Annotated in this window: 13 protein-coding genes; 5 read left to right on the top strand and 8 right to left on the bottom strand. The window is 61.5% G+C overall.

From position 1 onward, the window contains the following. Nucleotides 1-11: 11 nt before the first annotated feature. The gene (locus HHJ18_RS13095) at nucleotides 12-1,010 is read right to left on the bottom strand and encodes an alpha/beta hydrolase (protein ID WP_296915947.1); all 999 of its coding nucleotides are present in this window, start codon (nucleotides 1,008-1,010) and stop codon (nucleotides 12-14) included. Between the two features lie 142 nt (nucleotides 1,011-1,152). Here HHJ18_RS13095 and HHJ18_RS13090 point away from each other — a divergent pair, with 142 nt between their 5' ends. Next, the gene (locus tag HHJ18_RS13090; protein ID WP_296915945.1) at nucleotides 1,153-1,935 is read left to right on the top strand and encodes a 3-hydroxybutyrate dehydrogenase; all 783 of its coding nucleotides are present in this window, start codon (nucleotides 1,153-1,155) and stop codon (nucleotides 1,933-1,935) included. Nucleotides 1,936-1,951: 16 nt separating this feature from the next. On the opposite strand, the gene HHJ18_RS13085 is transcribed toward HHJ18_RS13090, so the two are convergent. Then, a complete protein-coding gene (locus tag HHJ18_RS13085; RefSeq protein WP_296915944.1) occupies nucleotides 1,952-3,046 on the bottom strand; it encodes an NAD(P)/FAD-dependent oxidoreductase in 1,095 nt (364 codons plus the stop codon). Between the two features lie 48 nt (nucleotides 3,047-3,094). Continuing rightward, nucleotides 3,095-3,940, bottom strand: a complete 846-nt coding sequence (locus HHJ18_RS13080; RefSeq protein ID WP_296915943.1) for an N-formylglutamate amidohydrolase — start codon at nucleotides 3,938-3,940, stop codon at nucleotides 3,095-3,097. Nucleotides 3,941-4,190: 250 nt separating this feature from the next. On the opposite strand from HHJ18_RS13080, the gene HHJ18_RS13075 reads away from it, so the two are divergent. After that, complete coding sequence (locus tag HHJ18_RS13075) at nucleotides 4,191-4,784, top strand: outer membrane beta-barrel protein (RefSeq protein WP_296915941.1); 594 nt, start codon at nucleotides 4,191-4,193, stop codon at nucleotides 4,782-4,784. 176 nt (nucleotides 4,785-4,960) lie between these two features. Here the strand turns inward: HHJ18_RS13075 and HHJ18_RS13070 are convergent, their stop codons facing one another. The 3 genes from HHJ18_RS13070 to HHJ18_RS13060 form a co-directional block, all read right to left on the bottom strand. Continuing rightward, a complete protein-coding gene (locus HHJ18_RS13070; protein ID WP_296915939.1) occupies nucleotides 4,961-5,782 on the bottom strand; it encodes a metallophosphoesterase in 822 nt (273 codons plus the stop codon). 7 nt (nucleotides 5,783-5,789) lie between these two features. Continuing rightward, nucleotides 5,790-6,770, bottom strand: coding sequence for a diacylglycerol kinase family protein (locus tag HHJ18_RS13065; RefSeq protein ID WP_296915937.1), 981 nt, complete (start codon nucleotides 6,768-6,770; stop codon nucleotides 5,790-5,792). A 136-nt stretch (nucleotides 6,771-6,906) separates the two neighbouring features. Then, complete coding sequence (locus tag HHJ18_RS13060; protein ID WP_296916605.1) at nucleotides 6,907-7,614, bottom strand: SIMPL domain-containing protein; 708 nt, start codon at nucleotides 7,612-7,614, stop codon at nucleotides 6,907-6,909. Nucleotides 7,615-8,119: 505 nt separating this feature from the next. Here HHJ18_RS13060 and ompR point away from each other — a divergent pair. Both ompR and HHJ18_RS13050 read left to right on the top strand, forming a co-directional pair. Beyond that, nucleotides 8,120-8,857: a two-component system response regulator OmpR gene (gene ompR / locus HHJ18_RS13055; RefSeq protein ID WP_296915935.1), complete on the top strand. Its 738-nt coding sequence runs from the start codon at nucleotides 8,120-8,122 to the stop codon at nucleotides 8,855-8,857. Between the two features lie 155 nt (nucleotides 8,858-9,012). Continuing rightward, nucleotides 9,013-10,389 carry a sensor histidine kinase gene (locus tag HHJ18_RS13050; protein WP_296915933.1) on the top strand — a complete coding sequence of 459 codons (1,377 nt, stop codon included), beginning with the start codon at nucleotides 9,013-9,015 and terminating at the stop codon, nucleotides 10,387-10,389. A gap of 101 nt (nucleotides 10,390-10,490) precedes the next feature. Here HHJ18_RS13050 and ispF read toward each other — a convergent pair whose 3' ends face one another. Next, on the bottom strand, nucleotides 10,491-11,000 hold the full coding sequence (gene ispF / locus HHJ18_RS13045) for a 2-C-methyl-D-erythritol 2,4-cyclodiphosphate synthase (protein ID WP_296915932.1): 510 nt from the start codon (nucleotides 10,998-11,000) through the stop codon (nucleotides 10,491-10,493). 64 nt (nucleotides 11,001-11,064) lie between these two features. Further along, entirely contained in the window at nucleotides 11,065-11,817 is a 753-nt protein-coding gene (ispD, locus tag HHJ18_RS13040) for a 2-C-methyl-D-erythritol 4-phosphate cytidylyltransferase (protein WP_296915930.1), read from the bottom strand. A gap of 141 nt (nucleotides 11,818-11,958) precedes the next feature. Between ispD and mfd the strand changes: the two genes are divergently transcribed. Beyond that, nucleotides 11,959-15,447, top strand: coding sequence for a transcription-repair coupling factor (gene mfd, locus HHJ18_RS13035; protein WP_296915929.1), 3,489 nt, complete (start codon nucleotides 11,959-11,961; stop codon nucleotides 15,445-15,447). The last annotated feature ends 16 nt before the right edge of the window (nucleotides 15,448-15,463 follow it).

Below are 15,463 nucleotides of genomic sequence, written 5' to 3'. Positions count from 1 at the left end.
GTTACCCGGCATCAGGCCAGAAGAAAACCCACCACCACGTCGAGCTGATCTTGCGCTATCAGCGTGGGCACATGCCCGACCCCTTCAAATTCAACCAGGCGGGCATGCGGGCCGCGTTCAGTCATGGCCTGGGCGGTTTCAACACCCAGCAAATCCGATTGGGCACCGCGCAGCAGCAGCGTTTCGGCCTCGATATTGTCGTAGAGTTGCCAAAGCAAGGTCTCGCCTTGCTGCGTAGACGCTTCGGTAGCCGCCTTGAACGGCACGGAGATCGCCGGGTCGTAATGAAGTCGCCACAAGCTGCCGGCAACGGTGGACACCGGTCGAACCATGGGCCGCGACAGGGCGAGCCATTGCTCGGGGGTATGCGGACCAAAGCCTCTGGATATTGCCCACATCGCGTCGGCCGCCGCTTGCACTGAGCTGAAATGCCCGGCTTCCCCCAAATAGGCGCTGATCCGCTCAATCGCCCGCCACTGCAGCGCCGGTCCAACATCGTTGAGCACCAGCCGGCGCACCGGCACGGGTAACGCGGGTTTACCCCCCAGGCTGGCCGCTCCACTTGCCGCTCCACCGGCTGCACTGCCCGCCGCAGGCTGCGCGGCGCCACGAAGGGCCGGCTGGCCGCACACCACCACGCCAATCAGCCCCCCCATGCTGGTGCCAACCCAGTCCAGCGAGCTGACGGGGGACTGCTTGTGCAGTTCGGCCAGCAGCACCAGCATGTCAGCCGCATAGGCCGCCACTTGGTAGCCCATCGGATCTTTCAGCCAATCGCTTGCGCCACGGCCCACTACATCCGGGCAGATCACCCTGATACCGCCCGGCTGCTGCATGCCCTGCGCGCAAAGCGTTTGCGCCAGCACGTCAAAATCGCGCCCCTGGCGCGACAGGCCATGCACGCACAGCACGACATGGGCGCTGTCCGGCTGGCCCCATTGCCAGTAGGCCATCCGGTGGCCGCCGGTAGCATCGGGGCAATTGACGTAGTTCAGGCTGGGTTCATTCATGGTGCAGGCAATCCGCATAAATTGGTTGATGGGCTTTGAGAAGGCTTGATAATCACGTCGACAATTTTTTTTGGGAAGCGCGTCATTCGCAGAAGCGGCCCAAATTTCACTTCAACCATCGTAAGTCATCCGGAGAAATTTCATGCTCAAAGGTAAAACAGCGCTCGTCACCGGCTCCACCAGTGGTATCGGCTTGGGCATTGCGAAAGCACTGGCCGCACAGGGCGCCAACATCGTTCTGAATGGTTTTGGTGATGTGGAGGGTCCCAAGGCCGAAATTGCTACGCTGGGCGTGCAAGTGGCGTACCACGGCGCCGACATGAGCAAGCCCGCCGACATCGAAGACATGATGAAGTTTGCCGCGGCGCAGTTCGGCCAAGTTGACATTCTGGTCAACAACGCGGGCATTCAGCATGTCGCCCGAATCGAAAACTTCCCGGTTGAAAAATGGGACGCCGTGATCGCTATCAACCTGAGCAGCGCCTTTCATGCCACCCGACTGGCGCTGCCCGCCATGCTGGCGGCCGACAAGGGCAAAGGCTGGGGCCGCATCATCAACATCGCGTCGGCGCACGGTCTGGTCGGCTCGCCGGAAAAATCGGCCTACGTGGCCGCCAAGCACGGCATCGTTGGGCTGACCAAGGTCACCGCCCTGGAAAACGCCACCACCGGCGTGACCTGCAACGCCATCTGTCCGGGCTGGGTACTGACGCCGCTGGTGCAAAAACAGGTGGATGCAAGGGCCGCAGCGGGCGGCATTTCGATTGACGCGGCGACGCAGCAACTGCTGGGTGAGAAAGAACCTTCGCTGCAATTCACCACGCCCGAAGAACTGGGCGCACTGGCGGTATTTTTCTGCTCCCCCGCCGGCAACAATGTGCGCGGCGTGGCCTGGAACATGGACGGCGGCTGGGTCGCGCAATAAACCAATTCTGCCCGGTTCAGACCAACTGACAGACGTACTTACCAATCGCCAGGGAACTCGTGAGCCCCGGCGATTCAATACCAAACAGATTGACCAGCCCGGGTACACCGTGCACGGCCGGGCCCTGAATCAGAAAGTCCCGGGCCGGCTCGCCGGGTGCCTGGATTTTCGGGCGTATGCCGGCGTAGCCCGCCATCAGGGCGCCATCAGGCAGCGCTGGCCAGTACTTGCGCACTTCCGCATAAAACGCATCCCCACGCGCCGGGTCCACCAGCAAATCGTCGGGCGAGTCGACCCACTGCACATCGGGACCAAACTTGGCCTGGCGCGCCAAGTCGATCGTCATATGAACGCCCAGGCCTGCGGCCTCCGGCACCGGATAAATCAGGCGACTGAAAGGTGAACGGCCCGTGAGGGTGAAGTAATTGCCCTTGGCGTAATGGCTGGGCGGCACAAACTGCGCAGCCAGTCCGGCAAAGCGCCGGGCCAGCACCTGGGCATGCAGGCCTGCCGCGTTGACCACGATGTTAGCCTGCAATTCAGTGCCGTCTTTCGCTATCAAAGTGATAGCACCTTGCGCACATTCTGCTTGGGCTAGCGGCGTATTTAGCACTACCAAACCACCGGCGTTGTGCAGATCCCCCTGCAACGCCAGCATCAACGCATGGCTGTCGACAATGCCCGTGCCGGGTGAATGCAGCGCGGCCAAGCATTCGAGTTGCGGCTCCAGCGCCCTGGCCTGCTCGCGCGTCAGCAGCACCAGGTCATGCACGCCATTGGCCACCGCCTTGGCCAGCATGCCGTGCAACTGCGCCACCTGCGCGTCGCTGGTGGCCACGATCAGCTTGCTGCAACGGCTATGACCAATGCCACGCGCGGCGCAATAGTCGTACAGCATCGCCTTGCCCGCCACGCACAAGCTGGCCTTGAGTGAGCCTTCCGCGTAATAAATGCCCGAATGAATGACCTCGCTGTTGCGCGAACTGGTGCCGATGCCAATCGCCGGCGCAGCTTCCAGCACCATCACTTCCCTGCCCTGCAGCGCCAGGGCGCGCGCCACCGCCAGCCCCACAACGCCCGCGCCTATCACCACGCAATCCATCTGATCCATTCAACAGTCCCCAAGACTTTGAGTTATTTACGCCGCCCGAAAAACAATTCAAAGCGCACGGGGATCGGTTTTCAGAAGCACCTCCACCAGCGTACGCAACGTGTCCTTCAGGGGCCCGAAACCCGGCGTCAGCGCCAGCGTCTCTTCGTTCATATAGAGCTTGCGGTTGATTTCCAACTGCAGGCTGTGCCGCTGCCCGGCCGGGTTGCCGTACCTGCGTACCAGCTCCACACCCTTGTAGGGGTGGTTGTATGACACGTTGTAACCCCGTGCGCGCAAGTGCTGGCACACCAGATCGGACAACGCCACGCTGGCCGTACTGCCGCCCCGATCGCCCACCACAAAGTCCGCATGCGCCTCACCCGGAAAGTCGGTGGCGCTGCCAGACGCAATAGCCGGCATCGAGTGGCAGTTGATGTGGATGCTGTAGCCGTGCTGCAAATGGGCAGCATCAATGGCACGCGCCACAGCCGCGTGGTAAGGCTTCCAGCACTGTTCGATGCGCCCCTGCACCTCGGGCACCCCGAGCTTGCGCGCGTAAATCGGCGCGCCTTCGTCGGTGGTGCGCCAGACCAGCCCTTTGCCGAGGCGAACCTTGGAGAGGATGGCGGGGTCGGTCTCCACCGGGTCCGGCCAGAGCGCGTCAAACAGGGAAATGTCGATTTCGGTCGTGTTGCGGTTGGCGTCCAGATAGCTGCGTGGAAAATGCGCTTCAACCCAATGAACGCCCAAGGCGGGGGCGAAGTCGTAGAGTTTTTCGACATGCGTGTCCTCGGCGCGACGCAAGGTGGCCATATCGCAAGCAGGCAGAAAGTCCGGCGGATAGATGGTCCCGCTGTGCGGCGAATCGAGTACCAGAGCGGTATGCCCAGGCTTGTGGGTGATGAACTGCATAGCGCAACTTTAGCAGCAGCACTTAAGCGCGTACACAGGCGTCACTTTTAAATTTTGAGCCGGAAACCGAGTTTAAAACTCCGCCATTTACCCCGACCTGTCATTTTGAAAATCTCCCTTTTTCCCATAGTTTTTTACGTCTTGTACCCATAGCCACACTGGCTTTACTGCTCTAGAATAAAAGTTAAAAAGCAAAAAAAAGAGCTTTTCCCTTGAGGTGTCGGCAACTTTATCCATTGAAGGAAGCACCATGCACTCACTCACTCGAACCTTGTCAGCTACCCTTTTGGCGCTCGCCGCATTGGCGGCCGCCACCGGTGCGCAGGCCCAGAGCGGCAACTACTCCCTCTACGCGCCGGGCGCCAGCTATGTGGGACTGAACGCCGGCAAGTCCGACTTTTCACTGGGCAGTGGCATCGGAAATTTCACGTCCGACAAGCGGGACACGGTGTACAGCATTTATGCCGGGAGCTACTTCAACCCCAACCTGGGCCTTGAACTGGGCTATACCAATTTGGGCAAAATCAACCGGGCAGGCGGCAACACCAAGGCGGCGGGCGCGAACCTGAGCCTGGTCGGCAAATTGCCAGTGGGCTCTTCGTTCAACCTGCTGGGCAAATTAGGCACCACCTACGGCCGAACCGACGTGAGTTCCGCGCCCGGGTCGGGCATCGTGGCTGGTAACGAAAGCGGCTTTGGGGTGTCTTACGGTCTGGGCGCCGAATACACCTTCAACCCCAACTGGTCGGCCGTGCTGCAGTACGACGCCTATGACCTGAAATTCCCCGGCAGCGGGCGCGACCGCGTGAGCGCAGCCACAGCCGGCCTGCGCTACCGGTTCTAGCGCTCAGAGCGCGCCCCCAGCGCCGCCCGATACAAAGTCTGCAAACCAATGGGTTGCAGACTTTTTTGCTATTAAATTAGTAGCGTATTGCGCCCGTACTGTATGGGCCAGGGCCGCATTCCTAAGTGAAACCAGCTTGGCCAAGTCAATCCCTCCGCCGCCCGGACCCGTCTAGTTTAAGGACCATTCGCGCGGTCCAGCAGCAATGCGCTGGTTTGCACCACCTCAAACCGCCCTGTCGCCGCGCGGTAGTCCCAACGCTGCAACTGGCACTGCTGCGGCAGGCTGCCAGCGTCATAGCGCAGCAGGTTCACCGAGTTGGGCGCCTCCTGGCGCACCCGCGACGAAAGTGCGGTGCCCGCCTGCACGCACCAGATGCGCCTACCCAGGCCAGCCACGCAGGATGACAGCTCGCTCACGTACGGCAGGTGAATGTGCCCCCCCATCACGATGTCGGCCCCGGCGGCCGCCCAGGCGCGCACCGCAGCTTCCCAGCCGCGCAGGCGGTCATGCTCATCTTCGGCGCGCAAAACATACACCGGCTGGTGCACCACCACCACGCGCAACTGCCCGGGCTCCGCCTTCTGCAGGTCAGCCACTACCCGCGCTATCTGCGAGGCCGACACCTCGCCGTTTTTATGGCGCCAGCGCCGCGTGGTTTTGACACTGACCATGCGCAGCCAGGGCGTCTGCAAAGCGCTTTCCAGATCCGGACCAAAGGCACGCAAGTAGCGCGCATATGGGCTGCACAACCTTTGGAAGGGGTTGAACAGGGGAATGTCATGATTTCCCGGCAACGACAGCATGCGCGGGATCCCCAGGCGGTCGCAAAATGCTCTTGCCTCACTGAACTGCGTAGCGCCCGCGCGCTGCGTGATGTCGCCCGACAGCACCAGAATGTCGGGGCGTTGCGCCTGTGCCAGCTGAAACAACGCCTCCATCACCAGCGGCAGCGCGGTACCGAAATGTGGGTCTGAAATGTGCAGCAAGCTCCGCATAGAAGGTTCAGGCCACTTCGGCCCGGTCAGCTGGCGCGGGAACTAGCAACAGCAAGGGCTCGGCTGCCACCTGAAACAGCAGCGGCGGCTGCATCCAGACGGTCTCGCCATCGGTGGCCACCTTGATGCGATTGCGGCGTTTCCGGAGTTTCGGCGTCACGGTCAGGCGGCGGAAGGAAAAGCTGCTGACATGATCAGCATCGCCCAGCCGCCCCAACACGCCGCGCAGCAGCAATCCCAGCATCGCCAGCGAGCCAATCGGTCGCACCACGATGCCGGCCAGTTCGCCAGCTTGCAGCGCCTTGACTTCCTTTTCGTCAATGCCGACTCGGGCTAGCTGCAACCGGTTATTGCCGACGAACAGCGTGGGCGTGCGCAGGGTCGCCGTTTGACCGGCCGACTCGATGTTCAGATGCAGTTGCTTGCGCCACTTCAGCAGCGTCGCAATTCCTGAGACAAACGCCACAATGCGGCTGCGCCCCCACTTTTTCTTCCAGGCCTCCCGGTCTTCCAGCAATTGCGGATACAGGCCCACACTGGCATTGACCAGAAATACCCGCCCGTTGACCTGCCCGACCTGTACCGGCGTGATGCTGGCGCCGAGAAGCGCGCGGGCCGCCGCCTCGGTATCTTGCGGAATCGCATTGTCACGGCCAAAATAATTGAAGGTCCCCTCGGGCAAGACGCCAAAAGGGCAGCCACTGCCAAGTACGGCGCCGGCCACTGCACTAATGGTGCCGTCCCCGCCAGCCGCCACCACCACGCCGCGTCGTGCCTGCGCCAAAGCAACCGCACTATTGGCAATTTCGTTGATGTGGGCGGTATCCTTGATGTGCAAAAACTCGAACTCGCGCCCGGCCTGGCTGAAGACCTGCGCCATTACCTGCTGTTGAGAGCCCTTTTGGTGGCGGCCCGAGCCCGCGTTAAGCACCACGAACAATGGCCCGCTGCGTGCGGCGTCTTGCGCGAAAGGGTCAACGGTATTCATGCAGAAAGCATAAGCGCGGCCACGCTGGGGGTCTGTCAGCCGAGCACCCATTCGGCCCGTGCATCCAATCTGACCGTGGCAGTTGGACGCACCCGAGTAAGCGCGTCTGTTGTTGCAGGCGCCGCGCCAAGCCGCACTACTTCATCTGCACCGAGCCGGACACCGTGACGAGCACCGTGCTTTTTCCGGCCTCCACGGGGATGGACGACTCCGCCATGTCGGACTTGGCCTGCATGGCCATGACGCGAGGGCGCGGCGTGTAGCCCTGATCGTTGGCGTTGATCGACACCTCACGCAACGAGTAGCTGGAAAAACCAAAACTTTTGGCGATCTCGCCGGCTTTGACCCGAAAGCGTTCAATCGCCAGGGTTTGCGCTTCGCCCTCGACTTTGGTGCGCTGTTCGCGGCTCAGGGCAAAGCTCACACCGCCCATGGTCAGGGTCTGGATCTTGCCGGCGGTACTGGTGATGCGCGGGAAGTCCTTGCCTTCCAGCACCAGCTCGGTAGAGCCTTGCCAGCCGTTGATTTTTCCGTCTTTTCCATAACGCGGGTACAGACTGAAATTGCCGGTGCGCACCTCCATCTGGCCCGGCACTGCAGCCTGTTTGGCCAAGGCCAGCGCGCTATCGAGTGCCTGCTTGAGCTGGCTCTGCACGGCCGTGGCATCAACACCGTCGCGCGTGCTGTTCATGGAAATGGACAGCAAGTCCTGCTGCACTTCGACCGAGCCGCTGGCTGAGAGCTGGGCCACGTTCTGCAGCGGTTCACGCGGCGCTGGCTGGGAAAAAGAGCCTGCAGACCAGGTAAACAGGGCGCAGGCAGCTATAACTTTGATAGTAGAGATGAATCGATTCACAACAGGTTGACCTTTCGGTTAGTCAGAAGTCAGCAAAAAAAGTTGAGGAAATGAGTGTTCGGCCATCGGTGCAAGCGCGCATGGTGCGGGGCAAAGGTCCTGATGGCACCGCCAGTATCCGGCAGCCGGCCAGGTGCGACTGATTTCTTTCGTCCCCTTTGGCACACAAAGAAACACCACAATCACCGAATTGCACCGGCCCGGGCTAACGCCAACGACCAAGAAACGATTATGTCAAGGCAGCGCGAAGGCAAGCGGCCCGGCCGTTTTTGTTTTTTTTGAAGGGCATGCCGCACAAAACTGCTGCGACCAGACATCGCATTTTCAAGGTTTTTAGGACAGCGCAGAAGCTGTCCCACAAGGGGTACGAGCCCCTCGATCAAAAATTGCGTTCATCCGCAACTTTTGTAACAGTGTGTCAAAGTCCTCAAAAAAAACCACAACATATGATTTCAGCCTTCAAAATGGCTCTGTTACAAATAACTAAATAATCATGATCCAAGCAACAACCAACGCTCGTGCCGACAAAATCCTGATTCTTGATGACGATGCGCGCATACGCGATCTGCTGCGCCGCTATCTGGCGCAAGAGGGATTTGAAGTCATTCTTGCAGAGGACAGCAAGGCATTGAACCGCATCATGCTGCGCGACGCGGTCGACCTGATCGTGCTTGACCTGATGATGCCCGGCGAGGATGGCCTGTCTATCTGCCGCCGCCTGCGCGCTGCCAATGACCGCACCCCCATCATCATGCTGACGGCCAAAGGCGAAGACGTGGACCGCATCGTCGGTCTGGAAGTTGGTGCAGACGATTACCTGGCCAAACCCTTCAACCCGCGCGAGCTGCTGGCCCGCATCCACGCCGTGCTGCGCCGCCGGCCCACAGCCGAAGTGCCGGGCGCGCCTTCCAGTGACCAAGAGGTGATTACTTTCGGACCGTTTTCATTTGACATGGGCCTGCGCACCCTGCATAAAAACGGCGAAGAGTTACCGCTGACCACGGGCGAATTTGCCATGCTCAAAACCCTGGTTCGCCATCCGCGCCAGCCGCTGTCGCGCGAAAAGCTTGCGCAACTGGCACGCGGGCGCGAGTTCGAACCGTTTGACCGCAGCCTGGACGTGCAGGTGTCGCGCCTGCGCAAGCTGATTGAGGTGGACGCGGCCGTGCCCCGCTACATCCAGACTGTCTGGGGTATCGGCTATGTGTTTGTACCGGACGGAACCAACTGAACTTTAGTCCAAGAATTACCCCGCAATCGGGATTGGCCAAGGCAAGCCCGATAGCCCCGCCGCCTGGCTTAGCGCGCATGACGGCGCTAGGCATGCTTCCTCTGGCTGTCTCTTCTCTTCCATTTCTTTTTTTCTAGGCCTGCCAAGGCTCTCCAATGGAAGATACCAATCCGATTCCGCTTGAAACTGCCCCAGCGCCGCTGGAGATGCGCGCACGCCGGGGTTTCAACCTGTTCTGGCGGACCTTTTTCTTTCTGGCGCTGCTGCTGTTTGGCTCTATCGTGGCGTGGCTTCAGACGTTCCGCGCACTGGAGTCCGAACCGCGTGCGATCCAGAGCGCGCAACAACTGGCCTCAATGGTCAACCTCAGCCGCGCCGCGCTGCGCTACTCCGACTCCATCGCCCGCGTCTCGCTGATCAAGACCCTGGCCGATGAAGAACAAGTGCGCATCACGCCACGTGAGCCCAAGGACAAATTCGAGCTGTTTGGCGACGACGAGTTTGTCGAGCGCATCGCCGGCGAACTGAAAACCCGGCTGGGCAGCGGCACCGTGGTAGCCAGCATGGTGAATGGCCAAAAGGGCCTGTGGGTAGGCTTTGCCATCGACGGCGACTCCTACTGGCTGCTCACCGACCCGTCCCGGGTAGGCCCGTCGCGCAACACCACCTGGGTGATCTGGCTCGTTATCGCCGCCGCCTTGTCGCTCACCGGCTCGGCCTTCATCGCACGCCTGATCAACCGTCCGCTCAAACAGCTTTCGTTTGCGGCCAGCCGCATGCGCGACGGTGATTTCGATGCCAGCCTGCTTGACGAAAAAGTCGCCACCAGCGAGATCCGCGAGGTCAATATCGGTTTCAACCGCATGGCCGAGCAACTGTTCAAAATTGAGCAGGACCGCGTCATCATGCTGGCCGGCATTTCTCACGATTTGCGCACGCCGCTGGCCCGGCTGCGCCTGGAAACCGAGATGAGCGTGGCCGATCCCGATGCGCGCGAGCACATGGCCGCCGACATCGCCCAGCTTGACCGCATCATCGACAAGTTTCTCGATTACGCCCGGCCCGAGCCGCCGCGCCTGGAGCGGGTGTCACTCAATGCCGTGGTGGACGCTGCAACGTACGCCGTGGCCGACTATGACGACATGCGCGTCACTGTGAGCATCCCTGAAAACCTGGCCGTTCTGGCCGATGAAGTCGAGTTGTCCCGGGTCATCTCCAACCTGCTGGAAAATGCCCGGCGTTATGGCAAAACGCCGGATACCGGCGTGGCCCTGGTCGACATCGCCGCCAAAACCCGGGACCAGTGGGTGTTGATCAAAATACGCGACCACGGCACCGGCGTTGCGCCGGAAACCCTGTCCAAGCTGACACGCCCGTTTTTCCGCGGTGACGCGGCGCGTACGGCCGCTACCGGCGCCGGACTGGGCCTGGCGATTGTCGAAAAAACCATTCACCGCATGGGCGGCATGTTTACTCTGGCCAACACCAACTCGGGCGGGCTGGCGGCGCATATCAAGCTGCGCCGGAGCTAAGCCGCTGGCTTCCGCCCTGGCCCTGTCTGGCTTACAAAAAACAGTCATTTAAGCCTATAGCCCAATCAACACGGGCGTTAACAGCTATTAAAAACGTAGCATCAGAAAAGCAGCACGACGGCCCGGGCTTCCATGCTCAAGCCCTGCCCGACCGGCCCCAGCTTTTCGGCGGTCTTGGCTTTAACGTTGACCTGGCCGGCTTGCAAACCCAGCGCCTCGGCGATGCGCGCGCGCATCGCTGCAATATGGGGGGCGAGTTTTGGCGCCTGCGCTACTACTGTGCTGTCGATGTTGCCAATCTGGTGACCTGCATCGGCCAGCAGGCGCCCAACCTCGCGCAGCAGCGCCATCGAATCGGCACCCTTGAATCGCTCATCGGTATCGGGGAAATGCTTGCCAATGTCGCCCAGCCCGGCGGCACCGAGCAAGGCGTCGGTGATCGCATGCAGCAGCACATCGGCATCCGAATGTCCCAGCAAGCCCTGCGTATGCTCAATTTCAACGCCGCCGATGATGAGCTTGCGCCCGGGAACCAGCGCATGCGTGTCCCAGCCTTCGCCAATACGAAACGGGGGAAACCTGGCGGGCTGGGGCGCTGGGGCAGCATTCATGGCGTCGGCTTTCATAGTGAATGGAACATCGCGTTTGGCGTTGCAGGCGCGGCAGGGGTTGGCATCAGCCAGCACCGTGCCGGCTGGTCAGAATTGCTTCGGCCAGGCCGAAATCCTCGGGGTAGGTGACCTTGAAATTTTGCGCGCTGCCGGCCACCAGTTTCGGCGCCAGCCCCAGCGCTTCGATGGCGCTGGACTCGTCGGTGACAGCCCCGCCGGCAGCATCAAGCGCTTCCATCAGCATGCCGATACGAAACATCTGCGGTGTCTGCGCCAGCCATTTGTCGCTGCGGTCCAGCGTGGCCGCCACACGCGACTCGCCCACTTGCTGCCCCGCTTGCCAGCCCGAGCGCCTGAGCTCGCTCTTCAGCGTGTCCGGCAGCTTGTGCGCCAACAGCCCGCCCACCGCATCGTGCGCGCAGGCCTCCATCAACTGCCTGATTTGTGCCGGGGTGACCAGGCAGCGGGCTGCATCATGCACCAGCACCCAGTCGTGGGCGCCTGCTCCGGCATCGAGCAGCGTCTGCAGGCCATTGCGCACACTGTCGGCCCGGCTGGCGCCACCGCACGCGGCCACGTCAAACGAGCTGTGCGGCAGCGCCTCAAAAAACCGGTCGCCGGGGGCGACCACCACCAGCGTTCTGGACAACTGGGCCACGGCCGAAAAGGCCGCCAACGTGTGCAGCACCATGGCTTGGCCGGCAATCACCTGGTACTGCTTGGCCCCTGGTGATGCGGCACGGCTGCCTTGCCCGGCGCAAGGAATCAGCGCAAAAAAAAGAGCCTCTAAAGGGGGATAGGCGCGGTTTATCGTCATCGCTTCATCATAGATTCTAAAATCGGGGCTTGAAGCCAAGGAAGTAGCACCCGACGGCACCCCACTCCAGATGGTTTGGGGTGCTTGGCTTTTTCCGCCTGCTTTGGCTAAATCCTGATTTCCTGACGGCGCACTTAACCCATGCAATTACCTTCACTCGTATCCGGCAAACGCTACACCCTGCCCCAGCCGGCCGGCTCAGCCGATGCCTTGCTGCTGGCCCGCCTGGGGCAACGCGAAAAAGCCTCCGGTAAGCTCACCGCCATCATCACGGCTGACGCCAGCACCGCACAGCGCTTGATGGACGAGATTGCCTTTTTTGCGCCCGAGCTGCGCTGCGCCCTGTTTCCCGACTGGGAAACCCTGCCCTACGACACCTTTTCGCCGCACCAGGACCTGATTAGCGAGCGGCTGGCCACGCTCTGGAGAATCCAGCAGCGCGACAAGGAAACCGGCGCTGACGTCGTCATTGTGCCGGCGACCACCGCGCTGTACCGGCTGGCGCCCCCCAGCTTTCTGGCGGGCTACACCTTCCAGTTCAAGGTCAAGCAAAAGCTCGACGAAGCGCGGCTGAAAGCCCAGCTTACGCTGGCCGGCTACAGCCACGTCACGCAGGTCGTCAGCCCAGGCGAGTACGCGGTGCGCGGCGGCCTGATTGATCTGTTCCCCATGGGTTCCCAGGTTCCTTACCGGGTTGACCTGTTTGACGACGAGATCGATTCCATCCGCACCTTTGACCCCGACAGCCAGCGCAGCCTATACCCGGTGCCCGAAGTGCGCCTGCTGCCTGGGCGCGAGTTTCCGATGGACGACGATGCCCGCGCCAAGTTCCGCAGCCGCTGGCGTGAACTGCTTGAGGGCGACCCGACCAAAAGCCGCATCTACAAAGACATGGGCAATGGCGTCGCCACGGCGGGCATCGAGTATTACCTGCCGCTGTTTTTTGAAGAAACCGCCACGGTGTTTGACTACTTTGGCAGCCAGGCCACGGTCGTCTTGCACGGGGAACTGGAGCCCGCGTTTCAGCGCTTCTGGCAGGACACCAAAGACCGCTACCGGCTGGTACGCGACGCACCTGATCGCCCGGCCTTGCCGCCCGAATCGCTTTTCCTCAGCACCGAGCAGTTTTACGCACGCGCCAACGGCTACGCCCAGCTGGCGCTGCGTGCCTCTATAGAAGATGTTCCCGACAATGCCCAGTTTCAAAAACTCGGTGAAATGGCGGTGCAGCGCGGAGCCGAAGACCCGCTGGCCGGCTTCAAAAAGCACGCCCGCAATACCGCGCACCGCGTGCTGTTGCTGGCCGAAAGCGATGGCCGGCGCGAGAGCCTGCTCGACTTCCTGCGCGCCAGCAATGTCAGCCCGCCGGCGTTTGATTCGCTGGAAGATTTCCAGACCAGCCGCGAAATGCTCGGCATCGCCACGGCGGCGCTGAACACCGGCTTCAGCTGGCTGGAAGAAGGCATTGACTTCGTCACCGAGACCGAGCTGTTTGCCGCCGGCGTCACCATACGCCGGCGCAACAAAAGGCAAGAGCAGGTCAGCGACGTTGAAGCGCTCATCAAGGACCTGTCAGAGCTCAACGTTGGCGACCCGGTGGTGCACAGCGCCCATGGCATTGGCCGCTACCGCGGGCTGATCAATATGGACCTGGGCCAGGGGAAAAATCCCGATGGCACGCCGCTTCTGCAGGAATTTTTGCATCTGGAATACGCCGACAGTGCCACGCTGTATGTGCCGGTCAGCCAGCTGCACCTGATCAGTCGCTACACCGGCGTCAGCGCCGAAGAAGCGCCGCTGCACCGGCTGGGTAGCGGTCAGTGGGAAAAAGCCAGACGCAAGGCGGCCGAGCAGATCCGCGATTCGGCCGCCGAACTGCTCAATATCTATGCCCGGCGCGCCGCGCGCGAAGGCCACGCCTTTCGCTACTCACCGGGCGACTATGAAGCTTTTGCCAATGATTTCGGTTTTGAGGAAACCCCGGACCAGCGCGCCGCCATTCATGCGGTGATCCAGGACATGATCAGCCCGCGCCCGATGGACCGGCTGGTCTGCGGCGATGTGGGCTTTGGCAAAACCGAAGTGGCCCTGCGCGCCGCCTTCATCGCCATCATTGGCGGCAAGCAGGTGGCCTTGCTGGCGCCCACCACGCTGCTGGCCGAGCAGCATTACCAGACGCTGGTGGACCGCTTCTCCAAGTGGCCGGTCAAGGTTGCCGAAATGAGCCGCTTTCGCTCGGCCAAGGAAATCAGCACCGCCATCAAGGGCCTGGCCGACGGCAGCGTCGACATTGTGGTGGGCACGCACAAGCTGTTAAGCCAGGACGTGAAGTTCAAGCAGCTGGGCCTGCTCATCATTGACGAAGAGCACCGCTTTGGCGTGCGCCACAAAGAGGCCATGAAAGCCATGCGCGCCGAGGTTGATGTGCTGACGCTGACGGCCACGCCGATCCCACGCACGCTGGGCATGGCGCTCGAAGGCCTGCGCGACTTGAGCGTGATTGCCACCGCGCCGCAACGCCGCCTGGCCATCAAGACCTTTGTCCGCACGGAAGGCAACGGCGTGATCCGCGAAGCCGTGCTGCGCGAATTGAAGCGCGGTGGGCAGGTCTATTTTCTGCACAACGAAGTCGAAACCATCCAGAACCGACGCCAGAAGCTTGAAGAGCTGCTGCCCGAGGCGCGCATTGCCGTGGCACACGGCCAGATGCCCGAGCGCGAATTGGAGCGCGTGATGAAAGACTTTATCGCCCAGCGTTACAACCTCTTGCTGTGCTCGACCATCATTGAAACCGGCATTGACGTGCCGACCGCCAACACCATCGTGATGAGCCGCGCCGACAAGTTCGGCCTGGCGCAACTGCACCAGCTGCGCGGCCGCGTCGGCCGCAGCCACCATCAGGCCTATGCCTACCTGATGGTGCCCGACCTTGAAGGCCTGACCAAACAGGCCAGCCAGCGACTTGACGCCATCCAGCAAATGGAAGAACTCGGCTCGGGTTTTTACCTGGCCATGCACGACCTGGAAATTCGCGGCACCGGCGAAGTGCTGGGCGAAAGCCAGAGCGGCAACATGATGGAAATAGGCTTTCAGCTGTACAACGAGATGCTCAACGAAGCGGTGGCCTCGCTCAAGGCCGGCCGCGAGCCCGATCTGCTGTCGCCGCTGAGCGCTACCACCGAGATCAATCTGCACGCACCGGCGCTGCTGCCTAGCGACTTTTGCGGCGACGTGCATTTGCGCCTGTCCTTCTACAAAAAGCTGGCCACCGCCAAAAACACCGACCAGATCGATGCGCTGCTGGAGGAAATCGTCGACCGCTTCGGCAAGCTGCCGCCGCAGGCGCAAACGCTGATTGACGTGCACCGCCTGCGTGTCATTGCCCGGCCGTATGGCGTGGTCAAGGTCGATGCGGCGCCCGGGGCGATCACGATCACCTTCAAGAAAGACCCGCCCATCGATTCGCTGGCCATCATGCAGCTGATCCAGAAAAACCGGCACATCAAACTGGCCGGCAACGACAAGCTGCGCATTGAGCGCGCGCTGGAAAACCCCAAGGACCGTGCGCAAATGGTGCGGGATGTGTTGCGTAGTCTGGGGCAACCCAAAGCTGTGGAAGTGACGGCATAGGCTTTAGCCTATGCTA

The sequence above is a fragment of the Polaromonas sp. genome (assembly GCF_012927455.1).
In the GTDB taxonomy this organism is placed as follows: Bacteria; Pseudomonadota; Gammaproteobacteria; order Burkholderiales; family Burkholderiaceae_C; genus Polaromonas.
Note: the sequence above shows the minus strand (reverse complement) of the source record. Positions and strands in the feature narration are given on the sequence as shown.